The following is a 16,951-nucleotide window of genomic DNA, read 5'->3' as shown; positions in this document are numbered from 1 at the left end:
CTCACGGCCTCCTAGTCGGGCGGGAACTCCTTCTCCCCGTGGGCCGGGACGAGCGCCGCGCCCGCGAGGAGCCCGACCGCGATGGTCGTGACGATCGTGACGAAGTCCATCAGGTCGCGGAAGCCGTGCAGGACGTGCCCGCCCTCCAGGGAGGTGAGCGCCCGCAGGCCGAGGGAGCCGACGGTGAGGGTGAAGAAGCCGCCCAGGAAGAGGACGAGCCGGGGCGGGCGCCCGGCCGGCCGGGCGAGCAGGTCCGCGGCGACCGCGAGGGCCATGGCGGCGACGAAGGTGCCGGCGACCTCGCCGACCAGCGCCGTGCCCGCGGCCTGGACGCCGAGCGAGAGGTAGACGAGCCCCGCCACCCAGCCGGCGATCCGCCACGGCACCTCGAAGGCCGCCATCAGCCCCACCGTGAACACCGCCCAGCTGCCGACGATCACCCACCGGGACAGGTCGGTGTCCTGCGCGGTGTCGAACAGCGCGTCCGTCGGGGTGCCGGTGACGGCCACGCCGACCAGGACGCCCACGTACAGCTGGAGGAGCAGGACGACGGCGTAGACGAGCCGGACGGCGCCCGTCGACAGGAACCCGCCGACGAGTTCGGCGGTGGCCGCGCTGAGGAGGTCGCCGGGCACGAAGAAGAACAGCGCCGGCAGCATGATCAGGACCGGACCGCCGTGGCCGTCGCCCGGCCGGAGCAGCCCCAGGGTCACCAGGGAGACCAGCACGGCGGCGAGCAGCGGCAGCACCCGGGACAGCCGCGGCCGCCGCTCCGCCAGCACGGTCAGCACCGCCACCGGCGTCGCCAGGAGAGCGGTGGTGCCGACCTCGTACCAGGTCGGCTGGACGGCGGGCGCGAAGCCGACGGAGAACAGCACGATCCCGGCGGCGCGCGCCCAGCGCGGCACCGACGAGGGCAGGTCCTCCACGCGGCGCAGGCCGGCCGCCGCCTCGGACAGCGGCGGCCCGGTCTCCCGTACGCGCTCGACGAACTCCTTGAGGGCCACCACCCGGTCGAGCCGGGCGAGGTCGGGGAAGGCGCGGACGGTCGAGGTGAGGGTGCGGCCCCCGGCGGTGACGGAGAGCACGGCGCCGTCCGCGACGAGCACGGTCTCCGCCCGGCCGCCGTACGTCCGGGCCAGTCCCCGGACGACCCGGTCGACGCCCTCGGCGCCCTCCCCGCTGGACTCCAGCATGAACCGGGTGAGTTCGCGGAGGAAGGCGTGGAGGGCGTCGGGATCGGCTTCGGTGGGGGGAGCGGTCACGCCCTCCTCACCGGCGCACGGTGCTGTCGGTGTCCAGCTCCTCCACCGCCTCGTCGAACTCGTCGACCTGGTCGGGGCAGTAGACCTGGAGGACGATCCGCTCGGCCTCGACGGCCTTGGTGTCGGAGATGACGGGCCGCATGCCGGGGCCGGTCGCCCCGTTCGCCTGCTGGATCTTCCACAGCGCCGTCTTGAGCGCGTTGCCCGGCTGCTCGCAGACCTGACCGCCGTCGGTGCCGAGGAGCCGCTCGATCGTGTCGGTGTCGGGGGAGGGGTAGCCGGCCTTCACCAGCTCCTCCTGGAGCTGATTCGCCTTGGAGAGCGTCTGGTTGCTGGTCTTCACGCTCTCGTAGCGGATGAGTCCGGTGACGACGAGGCCGACGAGGATGACGATCGTGCCCCAGTAGATGACCTTGTGCTCCGAGGCGAAGCGGGTGGGACTCATGTCCGGTCTCCCTCGCTCGACAGGCTGGCGCCGGCGGCGCGCCAGTTCGGCTTGCGGAACTTCAGGAAGAGCCACGGGATCAGCAGGCCCAGGACACCCAGACCGCAGGCGATGAAGAGGACGTACCCGAGGACGCTGCCGCCGCCGAACTGGGAGGGCGGCACGAAGCCGATCGCCAGCGCCGCGAGCGAGGCGAGCAGGCCCGTCGTGCACACCAGCCCCAGGGCGGGGACCCGGTAGCCGCGGGGATGGTCGGGATGGGTCTTCCGCAGCCGCATCGCGGCCGCGAACATCAGCAGGTACACGATCAGGTACACCTGGGTGGTGATCGTGGAGAAGATCCAGTAGACGCTCGACACGTTCGGGATGAGCGCGTACATCAGGGCGATGACCGAGGTCACCACGCCCTGGGTGACCAGGATGTTCTGCTGGACGCCGAACCGGTTCAGCTTCTGCAGGAACGGCGGCAGGTAGCCCTCGGCGCGCGAGATCTCCAGGAGGCCCTTGGACGGGCCGGCGAGCCAGGTCAGCATGCCGGCCAGGGACGCGGAGATCAGCATCACGGCGGCGATCGGGGTCATCCACTGGACGTCGAAGTAGGCGAAGAAGGCGTCGAACGCCTGCATGACGCCGGCGGTGAGGCTGAGCTGGTCGGCCGGCACGACCCAGCTGATGGCCAGGGCGGGCAGGATGAAGATCAGCAGGACGAGACCCATCGCCAGGAACATCGACTTCGGGTACTCCTTCGCCGGGTCCTTCAGCGAGGAGACGTGCACGGCGTTCATCTCCATGCCGGAGTACGACAGGAAGTTGTTGACGATCAGCACCAGGCTCGCCAGGCCCGTCCACTGCGGCAGCAGGTGGCTGCTGTTCATCGGCGCGGCCGACGCGTTGCCCTGGCCGAGGAAGACCATGCCGAGGACGACGAGGATCGTGCCCGGCACGAGCGTCCCGATGATCAGACCCCAACTGGACAGGCCCGCCAGCGCCTTGGTGCCGCGCGAGGAAACCCAGACGCCCGTCCAGTACAGCACCATGATCACGATCGCCGTGTACACGCCGTTGGAGGCGAGCGAGGGATCGATGACGTACGCGATGGTCGAAGCCACGAAGGCCAGCAGGCTCGGGTAGTAGAAGATCGTCATCGCGAACTGGCACCAGACCGCGAGGAACCCCAGCGGTTTCGACAGCCCCTCGGCGACCCAGCGGTACACGCCGCCGTTCCAGCCGGAGGCGAGCTCGGCCGAGACCAGCGCGGTCGGCAGCAGGAACACGATCGCCGGGACGAGGTAGAGGAAGACGCACGCCAGGCCGTAGACGGCCATCGTGGGAGCGGCCCGCAGGCTCGCCACCGACGCCGTCGTCATCAGGGCCAGCGTCACCCACGTCATCGTGTTGGGAGCGGACGCTTGCGCCGCCGCCCGCGGTCTGGGCACGTCGGCCGGAGTATCGATGCTGCTCATGGGCCCTCCCTGGGGTCGCGCGATTCCCCCACGCTCGGCGGGCCCACCCCACCGGGCAACCGGAGAAGGCCGTAAGGGTGAGGGCCGGGCGACCCTCGCGGGCGCATGGGTGAGGGCCTGGCGATCCGCGGCGGCGTAGGTGAGGGCCGGGCGATCCCGGTGACGTACGGGTGAGGGCCTGGCGATCCGCGGCGGCCCACGGGGGACGACCGGGCGACCACCGGGCGCGGACGCTTCACGCGCCGACCGGCGGGGACCCGTCAGGGGGTGCGCGTGAAGGAGCGCCGGTACGCGCGCGGGGGCACGCCCCGGCGGCGCACGAACTGGGCGCGGAGCACGGCCGCGCTGCCGAACCCCACCGCGCGGGCTATCTCCTCGACCGGGAGGTCGGTGGTCTCCAGGAGCTCCTCGGCACGGCTGAGGCGCAGCCCGAGCAGCCAGGCGTGCGGGGTGGTGCCGGTCGAGGCGGCGAACCGGCGGGCGAAGGACCGCCGGCTCATCAGCGCCCTGCGGGCCAGCTCCGCGACGGGCAGCGGCTCGTCGAGGTGCTCCCTGGCCCAGGCGAGGACCTCGGTGAGCCGCTCGTCCCGGCTGTCCTCCGGCACCGGGGTCGCCAGGTACTGGGCCTGGCCGCCGTCGCGGTGCGAGGGGAGCACCAGGTCCCGGGCGATGGCGTTGGCGGTGGTCGCCCCGTACTCCCGCCGCAGCAGGTGCAGGCACAGGTCGAACCCCGCGGCGGCGCCCGCGCCCGTGACGATCGGGCCCTGGTCGACGTAGAGCGCGTCCGGCTCGACGACGACGTCCGGGTGCCGCTCGGCCAGCAGCCCGGCGAACCGCCAGTGCGTGGTCGCCCGCCGCCCGTCGAGCAGCCCGGCCGCGGCCAGCGCGAAGGCGCCGACGCAGTGCGCCGCGACCAGCGCCCCGCGCGCGTGCGCGGCGGTCAGCGCCTCCCGCACGGCGGGCCCCGGAGGCGTCCGGAAGCCGGCCCAGGGCAGGGCGATCACCAGGTCGGCCGCGGCCAGCCGGTCGAGACCGTGCTCGACCACCAGCGGCAGCCCCACGTCCGTACGGACCGTGCCCGGCCGGTCCGTGCACAGCGCGAAGTCGAAGCGGGGCAGGCCCTGGCCGCGCCAGTCGAACACCTCCGAGACGATGCCCGCGCCGAGCATGCCGACACCGGTCGGGGCGTACGCGGCGACGGTCGTGAAGGGCGGCATGCGGGGAGTCTGGCACGGCGGCGCGACGGGCCGTCGGCCACGGGTGGCACGATTCCCGCGATCAGTGGCAGCACGGCCACTCGTGAAGAGGCCCGCGGGACAGAAGACTCGGGGGCATGACGACGACGAAGAACAGCACCGACGCCCCCCGCGGACGCACCGCCACCCACACCGTCCTGACCACCGGCTACACCCTCTCCACCGGCCCCGGGGTCGCCGCCACCGTGTCGTACGTCCACGACGGCGACCGGCACGTGATCGTCGACCCCGGCATGGTGGCCGGCCGCGACCGCATCCTCGGCCCGCTCGCCGAACTCGGCCTCGGACCCGAGGACATCACCGACGTGGTGCTCAGCCACCACCACCCCGACAACACCATGAACGTCGGCCTCTTCGGCCACGCCCGCGTCCACGACCACAAGGCGATCTACGAGAACGACCAGTGGACCGACCGCGACGCCGAGGGCCACGAGCTGACCCCCTCGCTGCGCCTCATCCGCACCCCCGGCCACAGCCCCGAGGACATCACGCTCCTCGCCGGCACCGAGTCCGGCGTGGTCGCCTTCGTCGGCGACCTCTGGTGGCGGCCCAACGGCCCCGTGGAGGACCCGGTCGCCCCGGACCACGCCGTCCAGCGCACCTCGCGCCTGCGCGTCCTCGCCACCGCCGACGTCATCGTCCCCGGCCACGGACCGGCCTTCCCGGCCGACGACAACGCCCCGCTCTGAACGTCCCGCCCCCTCCGGCCCGGGCGCCGGACGCCGCCGTCCGACCCGGCCCGATCGACAGGACACCCCCTAGAATCGGCTTCCATGTCGAAGCCTGACGAGCTGCTCGTTGACATCGCCGCCACGGTGGAGTCCGGGCGCAGCAATCAGATGTCCCTCACCGTGGTCACGGGGGGTGCGGTCCTCACCGGCCGGCTCGCCCCGGAAGCGCTCTGGAGAGAGCGCGTGTCGGAGGTCCTCACCGATTCCGCCCGGCTGGGCGAGTTCTCCGGGGTCTTCGGCCCCGTCGCCCGCAGGGACGAGCCGCCCACCCATCTCCACTTCCACCTCGCCCGCATCCTCCAGGGCACGGTCGGCATCCCGGAGACCGGCGGCATGTACCGCGTCGCGATCGCCGACGTCAGCGCCTGGACCGTCGGCGACGTGAGCTACATCGACCACTGACCCGTACCGGCGCGTCCGCGGACTACTGCCAGCCGGCGGAGTCCGTCACGGAGCCCGTGGCCGTGGCCGTCACGGGGGCCGTCACGGCCACGGTGTCCCCGGCCGTCACCGCGGTGTCCCGGTGGGACGCGGCGAACTGCGGCGCGGCGCAGCCGGCGACGACGGCGGCGACGGCGGTGCAGGTGAGCAGGGCGATGCGCCTCATGGGGAGCTCCAGACGGGAGTCGGGGAAGGCCGCCGGGATCGCGGCGACCGGATGGCTCCATCGTGGCGAGGCGGCGACCGAGGGGGCCAGCGTTCCGGCTGGCAGGGTGGTGACGGGGCCCGAGCCTGCCAAGGAGGCCGTTCCTGGCAGGCAGTGGCCACTGTCACCTAGCTGAACCGCCGGGCCGTCGACAGCGCGGCGGGCGGGGGGCAGGGTGGTGCGGGCGGGCCCCGGCGTCCCCGGCGGACGGCCCGATCCCCTTCGTCCCGCCCGGCGTGCCCGGGCGCCCCTGGAGTGTGACCGCGGTGCACCTGATCCACGCACTGTTCCGCGCCTTCCCCGAGCAGCCCTGCGGCCCGCCGCTGCCCCCGCCCCCGGAGCGCGCCGAGGCGTTCGCCGCCGCGGCCGTGGAGCACGTGACCGAGCACGACGGCTGGCGGTCCGGGACCGCGGCCGTGACCCTTTTCGTCCGGGCGGCCACCGTCGGCGAGGCCGAAGCCCGGGCGGGCGCCGTCTGCGGGGCGCTCGCGCGGTCCCCGTGGCGGGTGTCGGCCGTCTGGCCCGGCCTCGTCGACGCCTACTACGAGAAGCTGGTCGCGCCGGAGGACCCGTGAGTGAGTCGGCCCTCCCCGTGGCGCGGAATAGCCACAACGGAGCGTCCGTGTACGGAGTTTCGACGGCACGGCAGATCCCCCCCGGCCGCCGGTTCGAGCATGATCGACATCGGTGTCTGACGGGGAGGCCGTGGTGGAAGAGCTGGGACTCGGCCTGGACAGGCTCGCCGAGCACACCTATCGACTGATGCTCGGCGAGCCCGAGATCACCGTGGACCAGGTCGCGGTCCGGACCGGCGCCGACCCCGCCGAGATCCGGGCGGCGATGGACCGGCTCGCCGCGCTCTCGCTGCTCCGGGCCCCGGCCGACGGCGGCGACCCGACCCTGGTCGTCGACCCCGAGTACGGGCTGGAGGCGCTGCTCGCCGGCCAGCAGGCCGAACTCCTGGAGCACCAGCACCGGATCGAGCGCAACCGCGCGGCCGCGACGGCCCTCATCGCGAAGTTCGCCCATCTGCACGTGCCCCGCACCCATCCCGACGTGGAGCACCTCGGCGACCTGGAGGCGGTCCGCGCCCGGCTCGCCGAGGTCACCGCGAAGGTCGGCCACGAACTCCTCGCCTTCTGCCCCGGCGGCGCCCAGACCGAGGACAACCTGGAGGCGTCCAAGCCCCTGGACGCGGCCCTCCTCGAACGGGGGGTGCGGATCCGCACGCTGTACGTGGACAGCGTCCGCCACCACGCGCCGAGCGTGGCGTACGCGACGTGGCTGAACGCCCGGGGCGGGCAGACCCGGACGGTCGCCGCGCTGCCCCTGCGCATGATCATCGCGGACCGCGAGCTGGCACTGGTGCCGGTCAACCCGGAGTGCAGCGCCGAAGGCGCCGTGCTGATGCGCGGTCCGGGAACGGTCGCCGCCCTCTGCGCGCTCTTCGACCACCTCTGGATCACCGGCACCCCCCTCATCGAGGCGCTGCCCGGCGCGGGCACCGACCTCGGCCGGCAGGAGCGCGAGGTGCTCCGGCTGCTCGCCCAGGGCCTCACCGACGAGGCGGTCGCGGTGCGCCTCGGCGTCTCCCTGCGGACCACGCGCCGCGTCACGGCCAAGCTGATGGACCGGCTGGGCGCCCGGAGCCGCTTCCAGGCCGGCATGCGCGCGGTGGAGCTGGGCTGGCTCTGAGCGTCCCCCGTCCCGTACGGAAAAGGCCGCCGGGAATTCCCGGCGGCCTTTTCCGTCCATGGCCCGAACCGGCCACACTGCGGCGTGCTGGCAGCCCCGGGCCACTGTCACCTAGCTGAACCCGGAAAGCCTCGACACCCCTTCCCCGCCTTGGCAGAGTCCTCTCTCGAAGGGAATTCCCCTCCATTCCGCCGGCCCTCTCAGGAACGGATTCCGAAGTGGACAGGCTGCTCCAGGCCACGAAACTCATTTCCCAGTCGGACATGGACGAGATCGCCGAACCCTGGCACCGCGCCGCGTTCGCCGAGGTCGCCTCGCGCCTCTCCGACCCGGACTTCCCGTGCGTGTTCTCCCGGAACGCCTTCCGGAAGGGACTCCTCAGGCTCGTGTTCGTGGAGGACGCCGACGCCGACGGCCTCGACCGCCTGGCGGAGGCCCTCGCGGAGTACGTCGCCCTGTCCGCCGGGTGGGACGGCCGGCTGGACACCGCGTACCCGCTGATCGTGCTCTTCGCGCCGGACACTGTGCGCGGCGGCGCCGTGGCGGAGTACCAGGCGTTCGGCTGGCGGGTCCTCCAGGCACTGCACCACCGCGACCCCGCGCCCTGGCCGGAGGACGTCGGCCGGGACCCGGGCTCCGCCTCCTGGTCCATGTGCTTCGCCGGAATGCCGCTCTTCTGCAACATGAGCAGCCCCGCGCACGAGGTCCGGCGCAGCAGGAACCTCGGCACCCACTTCGCCCTCGTCGTCAATCCGCGCGAACGGTTCGACGTCTTCGCCGGCGACACGCCGAGCGGACGGAAGGTGCGCGCGAACATCCGCGACCGGATCCACCGCTACGACGGCGTCCCGCATTCCCCGCAACTGGGCTCCTACGGTGTCGGCGCACTCGAATGGTCGCAGTACGGGCTTTCCGAGGGGAATTCCGAAAGCGCGGGCACCTGCCCCTTCCGTTTCTCGAATTCCTGAATCACCTTCCCGAATCATTCGATTTCCCGAACCTCCCGCAAAGAACAGGAAGTCCCGACCGATGATCGACCTCATCGTCTCCCAGGGCCGGGTGGCCGACCGCGAACCCCGGCTGATCGAGGGAGCCGCCCGCATCGCACGGGCGCTGGAGCGGAAGTACGGTCTGACCGGCCGCCGCGTCGGCGAGCCCGCGCCGGCCGCCGACGACGACTGGAGCGTCAGCCTCCCGCAGGCCGAGGCGACCCTGACCGGCCTCGGACGGGCGGTCGCCGAGAGCGTGCGCAGCGCAAGCCGCACGGTCCTGGTCTCCAACACCTGCGGGGCGAGCCTGGCCACGCTGCCGGCCGCCGTGCGGGAACACCCGGACCTCGTCGTCCTCTACGTCGACGCCCACGGAGACTTCAACACCCCGGAGACGACGGCCACCGGCTACCTGGGCGGCATGGTGCTCGCCGCCGCCTGCGGGCTCTGGGACAGCGGCCACGGGGCCGGCCTCGACCCCCGGCGGGCCGTCCTCGTCGGCGCCCGCGACATCGACGACGCCGAGGGCGACCTGCTGGCGAAGGCCGGAGTCCGGATCATCCCGCCCGCCGACGCGACACCCGCCCGCGTCCTCGACGCCGTCGGCGACGCCCCCGTCTGGGTGCACGTCGACTGGGACGTCCTCGAACCCGGCCACGTACCGGCCGACTACACCGTCCCCGACGGCCTGCTCCCCGGACAGATCCGCGCGATCCTCGACGCCCTCCCGCCGGACCGGCTCCTCGGCGTCGAGCTGGCCGAGTTCAACGCCCCGCTCGACCGAGCGCTCTGCGACGAGGCCGTCGCCGTGATCCTCGACGTCGTCGCCCCCGCCTTCGAGAACTGACCGGGAGGTCCACCGCCATGCCCCTGTACGACAGCATCCTCGACACGGTCGGCCGCACCCCGATCGTCCGGCTCCACCGGATGAGCCCCCCGCACGCCACCGTCTACGTGAAGGTCGAGTCCTTCAACCCCGGTGGCTCGGTGAAGGACCGCCTCGCGCTCTCCGTCGTCAAGGACGCGGAACGAAAAGGGCGGTTGAAGCCCGGCGACACGATCGTCGAGTGCACGTCCGGCAACGTCGGGATCGCCCTCGCGATGGTCGCCGCGGCCCGCGGCTACAAGTTCGTGGCCGTCATGGGCGACACCTACTCGGCGGAGCGCCGCAAGCTGATCCGCGCCTACGGCGGGAAGGTCATCCTCTTCCCCAGCGCGCTCGGCAGCCTGGGCGGCAACCGCATCGCCGACGAACTCGCCGCCCGGCACGGCTGGTTCCGCGCCAACCAGTTCGACAACCCGGCCAATCCCGCCTACCACCGCGAGACCACCGCGGCGGAGATCCTCGGCGACTTCGCCGGCCGCCGCCTCGACTACTTCGTCACCGGGTTCGGCACCAGCGGAACGCTCACGGGCGTCGGGCAGATGCTCAAGCTCGCCCGGCCCGACGTCCGGATCGTCGCCGCCGAACCGGACAACGCGGCCCTGCTCTCCGGGCAGGACTGGAACGTCCACCGCATCCAGGGCTGGTCGCCGAACTTCGTCCCCGGCGTGCTCGACGAGAGCGTCATCGACGAACTGCTCACCGTGGACGAGGTGGAGGGACGCGACACCGCACGCCGGCTCGCCACGGAGGAGGGCATCTTCACCGGCATCTCCGCCGGCGCCACGCTGGCCACCGCCCTGCGCGTCGCCGAGCGGGCGCCGGAGGGATCGGTGCTCCTCGCCATGCTCCCGGACACCGGCGAGCGCTATCTGTCCACCTTCCTCTTCGACGGCGTCAACGAAGGCTCGGACACCGCGTGGCTGGCCTCCCTCGACGCCCCCGACTCCCGGGACGCCGCCGACTTCCGGGATGCCGCCGACTCCCCGGACGCCGCCGACTCCCTGGGTGCCGAAGACTCCCCGGACACCGACGACGTCCCGGGCGCCGACGACGTCCCGGTCCTCGCCGGGATCCCGGCTGCCGCGGCGGGGGCCGGCACATGAGGGAGTTCATCCCCCCGGCGGCCCGCTTCGTCGCCCTCCCCGACGGCTTCCCCCTGCACCGCGGTGGCCGGCTGACCGGCGCGCGCATCGCGTACGAGACCGTCGGACGGCTCAGCGAGGAACGCGACAACGCGATCCTGATCCTCACGGGGCTCTCGCCCGACGCCCACGCCGCCTCGCACCCGGCCGACACCGCCCCGGGCTGGTGGGAGGCGATGGTCGGACCGGGCAAGCCGGTCGACACCGACCGCTGGTACGTCGTCTGCGTCAACTCGCTCGGCAGCTGCAAGGGTTCGACCGGACCCGCCTCCACCGACCCCGCCTCGGGCGCCCCGTACGGCCCCGACTTCCCCGAACTGGCGATGGAGGACATCGCCGACGCGGCGGCCCACGCCGTGCGGGCCCTCGGCATCGAGCGGCTGGCCTGCGTCATCGGCACCTCCATGGGCGGGATGAGCGCCCTGTCCCTGCTGGCCCGCCACCCCGGACTGGCCCGCGGCCACATCAACGTCTGCGGAGCCGCAAGGTCGCTGCCGTTCTCGATCGCGGTCCGCTCGCTGCAGCGCGAGGCCATCCGCTTCGATCCCCGGTGGAACCGCGGACGGTACGACCCGGAGAGCTATCCGCAGCGGGGCATGCTGACCGCGCGCAAGCTCGGCATGATGACCTACCGCTCGCCCCGCGAGTGGGACAGCCGCTTCGGCCGGACGCGCATCGCCGCCGAACACCGCGGGGACACCGACCCCTTCGCCCCGGCGTTCGCGGTGGAGGGCTACCTGGAGTGCCACGCCCAGCGCTTCTCGCGCCGGTTCGACCCCAACAGCTACCTCTACCTGAGCCGCTGCATGGACCAGTTCGACCTCGGCGACTCCTGCGACGGCACCGCCGAGGACGCCCTCGGCCGCATACGCCTGGAGCGGGCCCTCGTGATCGGAGTCGAGACCGACCTCCTCTTCCCGCTGCACCAGCAGCGCCAGATCGCCGACGGGCTCGCCGCCGGCGGCACGGACGTCGAGTTCCTCGCCCTGGACTCGCAGCAGGGCCACGACGCCTTCCTCACGGACACCGACCGGTTCGGCGTACCGGTGGCCAAGTTCCTGACGTCGCTCTAGGGGATGTCCTGCCGGCAGGTTCACGACCGCCCCCCGCCCCCTCATCCCCCTCCCCACGACCGAACGGAGCACCCCCGTGTCCGACCGCACGCCCGGACTCGCCCTCGTCACCGGTGCCAACCGGGGCATCGGACGGGAGACCGCCCGCCGCCTCGCCGAGGCCGGTCTCCACGTCCTGCTCGCCGGCCGCGACCGCGCGGCCGTCACCGCGGCGGCGCGCGAACTGCGGGACACCGGCCTCGCCGCCGATCCCCTCCTCCTCGACGTGACGGACCCGCGGAGCGTCCGGGCCGCCGCCGACGAGGTCGAGCGCCTGCACGGCCGCCTCGACGTCCTCGTCAACAACGCCGGCATCAGGACCGAGGAGTACGGCCTGCCGCCCTCCGAACAGCCCGCGGCCCGGTGGCGCGAGACCTTCGACACCAACCTGTTCGGCGTCGTCGAGACCACCCGGGCCTTCCTGCCGCTGCTGCGCAGATCGCCCGCCGGACGGATCGTCAACGTCTCCAGCCTCCTCGGCTCGCTCGCGACCCACAGCGACCCGGACTCGTACGCCTCCACCCCGATGTTCAAGTCCCTCCCGGCCTACAGCGCCGCGAAGAGCGCGGTGAACTCCTGGACCGTCCACCTCGCCTACGAACTGCGCGGCACCCCGGTCAAGGTGAACGCCGTACACCCCGGCTACACCCGGACCGGCCTCAACGACGGCGCCGGCGACCTCGACGTGTCGGACGGCGCGGCGTCGAGCGTCCGGATGGCCCTCCTCGGCGACGACGGCCCCACGGGCACGTACACGCACCGGGGAGCCGCCGTGCCCTGGTAGCAGCCCCGGGACCCGACGGTCCCCACCTCCCGCACGCACCCCCGCACAGACGCCACCCCCCTCGAACACGGAGTGAGATGTTGGGCACCACACTGGCCCTGGTCACCGACCGGAGCAGCCTCCCGATCGACTACGACATGCCGCTGCTCCTGGAGGCGTGCCGGGCCGCCGGCATCGCGGCCGAGACCTGCTCCTGGGACGACCCGGACGTCGACTGGAGCCGCTTCGACGCCGTCCTCCTGCGCTCCCCCTGGAGCTACGTCGACGACCTCCCCCGCTTCCTCTCCTGGTGCACCGGCGTCGCCGAGGCCACCCGCCTGCTGAACCCGCTCCGCGTCGTCCGCTGGAACCTCGACAAGCACTACCTCGCGGATCTGACCGCCGCCGGCGTCCCCGTCGTGCCCAGCGCCTTCGTCGCACCGGACGCCGACCCGCTGCCCGCCCTGCGGTACTTCCTCGCCGCGCACCCCCTGGCCGCGGAGATCGTGGTGAAACCCACCGTCGGCGCGTACTCCCGCCACGTCCGGCGCTTCCCCCGCACCCGGGAGACCGAGGCGGCCGGCGCGATCGCCGAGCTGCTCGGCCAGGGCCACCACGTCATCCTCCAGCCCTACCTGGAGTCGGTGGACCGCGACGGCGAGACCGACCTGATCTACTTCGACGGCGCCTACAGCCACGCCATCCGCAAGCGGGCCCTGCTCGGAGCGGACGGCACCGTCGACGTCCCCGCCTTCGACGCCCGCTCGGCACGGCACGCCACCGAGGACGAGCGGGCCGTCGCCTCGGCCGCGCTCGCCGCCGCGGCCGACCTGCTCGACCTGAGCGGACCGCTGCTCTACGGCCGCGTCGACCTCGTCCGCGGCGCCGACGGCGCACCCGTCGTGCTGGAACTCGAACTCTGCGAACCCTCGCTGAGCATGCCCTTCTCGGCCTCCTCCGCCGAACGCTTCGCCTCCGCCATCGCCGCACGGCTGGCGGCCCCCGCCCCGACCTCCCCCCAGCGACAGGACGTGACGGCGTGACGACCACGCAGAGCCCCCGGGCCACCGCACAGACCCCTCCCACCACACCGGACGCCCCCACCGGCACCAAGGCGCCGACGGCGTCGAGCGGCACCCTCTTCGCCGCCCTGGGCGTGCTGAGCTTCTCCTTCAGCTTCCCCGGCACCGTCTGGGCCCTGGACGGCTTCGGGCCGTGGAGCGCCACCGGCGTCCGCGGCGTCCTCGCCGCCGCCCTCGCCCTCGTCGCGCTGCTCGTGACCCGGGCCCCGCTGCCGGCCCGGGCCGACTGGCCCGCCCTCGCCGTCGTCGCGGGCGGCTGTGCCATCGGCTTCCCGCTCCTCACGACGCTGGCCCTGCAGACCTCCTCGACGGCGCACTCCGCGATCGTCATCGGCGCCCTGCCCATGGCCACGGCCGTCTGCTCCGCGCTCCTCACCCGCCGACGCCCCTCGAAGGTGTTCTGGGCGGCGGCCGGGACCGGCGCGGCGACCGTCATCGCGTTCACGCTCACCCGCAACCACGGCCGGCCGACCGTCGCCGACCTCTACCTCTTCGGCGCCCTGCTGGTCTGCGCCGCCGGGTACGCGTTCGGCGGGCGGCTCTCCGCGCGCATGCCGGGGTGGCGGGTCATCGCCTGGGGCGTGGTGCTCGCCGCGCCCGTCAACCTCGCCGTCGCCGCCTGGGCCCTCCCGCACGAGCCGGTCCACCTCACGGCGAAGGCCCTCCTCGGCATGGCGTACATCGCGGGCGTCTCCCAGTTCGGCGGGTTCGTCGTGTGGTACAAGGGCATGGGCCTCATCGGCGTGGCCCGGGCCAGCCAACTCCAGCTCGCCCAGCCGCTGCTGACCCTCCTCTGGGCCGTCCTCCTGCTCGGCGAGCACGTCGGCGCGGCCGTTCCGCTCACCGCCGCGATCGTCCTCGCCTGCATCGTCGTCACCCAGCGGGCCCGGTCCGCCTGACCCGGCCGACGCTCCGCCGCCGCCCCGCCCCAGGCCGCCGACCTGGGGCTTCGCGCGCACCCGGAGATCGAGTTGAGCCCTCGTGTCACCGGCGTAGCGTGGGGAGGAGCCGAGCCGACAGACCGCGTGGCGGGGTACGCACGAGGAGCGATTCGCTATGGGCAAGCTCTCGATCGAGCAGTTGCGCGACGGGGTCCGCGGGACGGTCACCACACCCGACGACGCCGGCTACGACGAGTCCCGCGCCGTCAACAACGCCATGATCGACCGAAGGCCGGCCGCCGTCGTGCGCTGCGCCAACGCGGGCGACGTCATGGCCACGGTCGCCTTCGCCCGGGAGAACGGCGTCGACCTCGCGGTCCGCGGCGGCGGACACAGCGTCCCCGGCTTCGGCACCTGCGACGGCGGCGTCGTGGCCGACCTGTCCGGCATGCGCGGCGTACGGGTCGACCCCGCGCACCGGACCGCCCGCGCCGAAGGCGGCGCGACCTGGGGCGACTTCAACGCGGCGACGCACGCCTTCGGGCTGGCCACGACCGGCGGCATCATCTCGACCACCGGCGTCGGCGGGCTCACCCTCGGCGGCGGCATCGGCTACCTCGCCCGCGGCCTCGGCCTGAGCTGCGACAACCTGGTCTCCGCCGACGTCGTCACCGCCGACGGCCGGTTCCTCGTCGCGAGCGAGGACGAGAACGCCGACCTCTTCTGGGCCCTGCGCGGCGGCGGCGGCAACTTCGGCGCCGTGACCTCGTTCGAGTTCCGGCTCAGCCCCGTGAAGGACGTCTACGGCGGGCCGATGCTCTTCGAGACCCGGGACGCCCCCACCGTCCTGCGCTCCTTCGCCGAGTACATCGCCGACGCCCCCGAGCAGCTCGGCGGCTTCCCGGCCTTCCAGCTGGCCCCGCCGCTCCCCTTCATCCCCGAGGACCGCCACGGCGACCCCTTCGTCCTGATCGTGGCCTGCTGGGCGGGCCTCCTGGAGGAGGGCCCGCGCGCCCTCCAGCCCTTCCACGACTTCGCGCCGGTGGTCGCCGAACACGTCGGGCCCATGCCCTACCCCGCGCTCAACAGCGCCTTCGACGCGCTCGTGCCGCCCGGCCTCCAGCACTACTGGAAGGCCAACTTCGTCACCGACCTCGGCGACGAGGCGATCACGGCCCATCTGGAGTACGGGCCGCGGCTCCCGGCCGTGAACTCGACCGTCCACATCTACCCGATCAACGGCGCCTGCCACCGCGTCGCCCCGGATGCCACGGCCTTCGCCTACCGCGACGCCTCGTTCGCCACCGTCATCGCCGGCATGTGGCCCGACCCCTCCGCCAACGACGCCAACATCGCCTGGGTCCGCGACTACTACGCCGCCACCGCCCCCCACTCCGAGGAGGGCGGCTACATCAACTTCATGGCCGACGACGACCAGGACCGCATCCGCGCCAACTACCGCAGCCACTACGACCGCCTCGTCGACGTCAAACGCGTCTACGACCCCGACAACCTCTTCCACCTCAACCAGAACATCAAGCCCTGAGCCCCGCCCACGACGGCGCCCCGGGCCGCCGGCCCGCGGCGCCGAAGGCCGCGCCTGCGGTCACTCCGCGGCGGGGGGTTGCCCCTCGGCCGCCGCACGGCGGTACTCGGCGTTGATGCGCTGGGCCTCCTCCAGCTGGTCCTCCAGGATGATGATGCGGCAGGCGGCCTCGATGGGAGTGCCCTGGTCGACGAGCTCCCTGGCGCGGGCGGCGATGCGCAGCTGGTAGCGGGAGTAGCGCCGGTGGCCGCCCTCGGAACGCAGCGGCTTGATCAGACGGGCTTCCCCGAGGGCGCGGAGGAACCCGGGCGTCGTGCCGATCATGTCGGCGGCCCGGCCCATGGTGTAGGCGGGGTAGTCGTCGTCGTCGAGACGGCCGAGCGCATCGTCCGCTGTCATTCTCACCTCTCTGGGGGAGGGGTCGAGGAGACCTGTGCTCTGGCGCGGGCGCGCACGCCCTCCGCCCGACCTTCCGGGGTGCGCCGGAGGTCCGGCGCTCTCACCGAGGGTAGTGCTCCGCTCCGCACCCGCGGGACCACGGGGCCGTGCCGCGGCCACGGACAGGACAGACGAAGGGCCCGGCCGGTGCGTACCGGCCGGGCCCTTCCCCTCACACGTGCGGGACGCGCGCCCGCGGATCAGACCGCCGTGGACGCGCCGGGCGGGGTCGACGCCTCACGGTCCGGGCCCGCGGGGGCCGCGGGGTGGGTGCGGCAGGTGAATCCGAGCTTGGTCATGGCCCGGAGGACCTCGCCGGCGCTGAAGTCGCGGCGGTCCTGGCGGGTGATGACGGCGCCGACCTGCATGGCGGGATAGCTACGGCGTCCGATGATCACGGACTCGCCGGTGACGGGTTCGGGCACGACCCCCGCCATGGTTTCCAGGACGCCGTTCTTCGTCAGATCGAACGGGAAGCGGGCGATGACGCAGCGCATGGGACCTCACAGGAGAAGGGGCGGGATCGACCGGAACGGCGGCGGAACACTCGGGAATTCCCCGCGACGAAGCGCGGGAAGGAATTCGAGGCGGTGCCGAAAAGGCGCTGGGCG

At 73.2% G+C, this 16,951-nt stretch carries 19 protein-coding genes; 12 read left to right on the top strand and 7 right to left on the bottom strand.

The annotated features are described in order from the left end of the window. Positions 1-11: 11 nt before the first annotated feature. From AB0424_RS07190 to AB0424_RS07175, 4 genes are all read right to left on the bottom strand, one after another. Positions 12-1,265, bottom strand: coding sequence for a threonine/serine exporter family protein (locus AB0424_RS07190; RefSeq protein ID WP_366302783.1), 1,254 nt, complete (start codon positions 1,263-1,265; stop codon positions 12-14). Between the two features lie 7 nt (positions 1,266-1,272). Then, positions 1,273-1,710 (bottom strand): hypothetical protein, encoded by a 438-nt coding sequence (locus AB0424_RS07185; protein ID WP_366302782.1) that lies wholly within the window; start codon positions 1,708-1,710, stop codon positions 1,273-1,275. After that, positions 1,707-3,173: an APC family permease gene (locus tag AB0424_RS07180; RefSeq protein ID WP_366302781.1), complete on the bottom strand. Its 1,467-nt coding sequence runs from the start codon at positions 3,171-3,173 to the stop codon at positions 1,707-1,709. The genes AB0424_RS07185 and AB0424_RS07180 overlap by 4 nt, the downstream gene beginning before the upstream one ends. Before the next feature lie 260 nt (positions 3,174-3,433). Continuing rightward, positions 3,434-4,390, bottom strand: a complete 957-nt coding sequence (locus tag AB0424_RS07175) for a helix-turn-helix domain-containing protein (protein WP_366302780.1) — start codon at positions 4,388-4,390, stop codon at positions 3,434-3,436. Positions 4,391-4,506: 116 nt separating this feature from the next. Here AB0424_RS07175 and AB0424_RS07170 point away from each other — a divergent pair, with 116 nt between their 5' ends. Next, the gene (locus AB0424_RS07170; RefSeq protein WP_366302779.1) at positions 4,507-5,118 is read left to right on the top strand and encodes an MBL fold metallo-hydrolase; all 612 of its coding nucleotides are present in this window, start codon (positions 4,507-4,509) and stop codon (positions 5,116-5,118) included. An 84-nt stretch (positions 5,119-5,202) separates the two neighbouring features. Next, on the top strand, positions 5,203-5,562 hold the full coding sequence (locus AB0424_RS07165) for a hypothetical protein (RefSeq protein WP_366302778.1): 360 nt from the start codon (positions 5,203-5,205) through the stop codon (positions 5,560-5,562). 22 nt (positions 5,563-5,584) lie between these two features. Here AB0424_RS07165 and AB0424_RS07160 read toward each other — a convergent pair whose 3' ends face one another. After that, a complete protein-coding gene (locus tag AB0424_RS07160; protein WP_366302777.1) occupies positions 5,585-5,899 on the bottom strand; it encodes a hypothetical protein in 315 nt (104 codons plus the stop codon). Positions 5,900-6,072: 173 nt separating this feature from the next. Here AB0424_RS07160 and AB0424_RS07155 point away from each other — a divergent pair, with 173 nt between their 5' ends. From AB0424_RS07155 to AB0424_RS07110, 10 genes are all read left to right on the top strand, one after another. After that, on the top strand, positions 6,073-6,381 hold the full coding sequence (locus tag AB0424_RS07155) for a hypothetical protein (RefSeq protein WP_366302776.1): 309 nt from the start codon (positions 6,073-6,075) through the stop codon (positions 6,379-6,381). A 112-nt stretch (positions 6,382-6,493) separates the two neighbouring features. Beyond that, a complete protein-coding gene (locus tag AB0424_RS07150) occupies positions 6,494-7,501 on the top strand; it encodes a helix-turn-helix transcriptional regulator (RefSeq protein WP_366302775.1) in 1,008 nt (335 codons plus the stop codon). Positions 7,502-7,719: 218 nt separating this feature from the next. Beyond that, a complete protein-coding gene (locus tag AB0424_RS07145) occupies positions 7,720-8,469 on the top strand; it encodes a YqcI/YcgG family protein (protein WP_366302774.1) in 750 nt (249 codons plus the stop codon). 61 nt (positions 8,470-8,530) lie between these two features. Continuing rightward, on the top strand, positions 8,531-9,337 hold the full coding sequence (locus AB0424_RS07140; protein ID WP_366302773.1) for an arginase family protein: 807 nt from the start codon (positions 8,531-8,533) through the stop codon (positions 9,335-9,337). Positions 9,338-9,354: 17 nt separating this feature from the next. Continuing rightward, complete coding sequence (cysK, locus tag AB0424_RS07135) at positions 9,355-10,479, top strand: cysteine synthase A (RefSeq protein ID WP_366302772.1); 1,125 nt, start codon at positions 9,355-9,357, stop codon at positions 10,477-10,479. Continuing rightward, on the top strand, positions 10,476-11,591 hold the full coding sequence (locus AB0424_RS07130) for a homoserine O-acetyltransferase (protein WP_366302771.1): 1,116 nt from the start codon (positions 10,476-10,478) through the stop codon (positions 11,589-11,591). The genes cysK and AB0424_RS07130 overlap by 4 nt, the downstream gene beginning before the upstream one ends. 76 nt (positions 11,592-11,667) lie before the next feature. Further along, the gene (locus tag AB0424_RS07125; RefSeq protein ID WP_366302770.1) at positions 11,668-12,414 is read left to right on the top strand and encodes an SDR family oxidoreductase; all 747 of its coding nucleotides are present in this window, start codon (positions 11,668-11,670) and stop codon (positions 12,412-12,414) included. Between the two features lie 77 nt (positions 12,415-12,491). After that, positions 12,492-13,436 carry a hypothetical protein gene (locus AB0424_RS07120; protein ID WP_366302769.1) on the top strand — a complete coding sequence of 315 codons (945 nt, stop codon included), beginning with the start codon at positions 12,492-12,494 and terminating at the stop codon, positions 13,434-13,436. Further along, positions 13,433-14,374, top strand: a complete 942-nt coding sequence (locus tag AB0424_RS07115) for a DMT family transporter (RefSeq protein WP_366302768.1) — start codon at positions 13,433-13,435, stop codon at positions 14,372-14,374. Before AB0424_RS07120 ends, AB0424_RS07115 begins: the two co-directional genes overlap by 4 nt. 157 nt (positions 14,375-14,531) lie before the next feature. Then, a complete protein-coding gene (locus AB0424_RS07110) occupies positions 14,532-15,902 on the top strand; it encodes an FAD-binding oxidoreductase (protein WP_366302767.1) in 1,371 nt (456 codons plus the stop codon). A 60-nt stretch (positions 15,903-15,962) separates the two neighbouring features. Here AB0424_RS07110 and AB0424_RS07105 read toward each other — a convergent pair whose 3' ends face one another. After that, the gene (locus AB0424_RS07105) at positions 15,963-16,301 is read right to left on the bottom strand and encodes a MerR family transcriptional regulator (protein WP_366302766.1); all 339 of its coding nucleotides are present in this window, start codon (positions 16,299-16,301) and stop codon (positions 15,963-15,965) included. 239 nt (positions 16,302-16,540) lie between these two features. Beyond that, positions 16,541-16,837: an SCO5918 family protein gene (locus AB0424_RS07100; protein WP_366302765.1), complete on the bottom strand. Its 297-nt coding sequence runs from the start codon at positions 16,835-16,837 to the stop codon at positions 16,541-16,543. Positions 16,838-16,951: the final 114 nt, after the last annotated feature.

This window comes from Streptomyces sp. NPDC051180, from assembly GCF_040689545.1.
Taxonomy (GTDB): domain Bacteria; phylum Actinomycetota; class Actinomycetes; order Streptomycetales; family Streptomycetaceae; genus Streptomyces.
The sequence above is the reverse complement of the archived record's forward strand: the minus strand, read 5'-3'. Positions and strand labels throughout refer to the sequence as shown.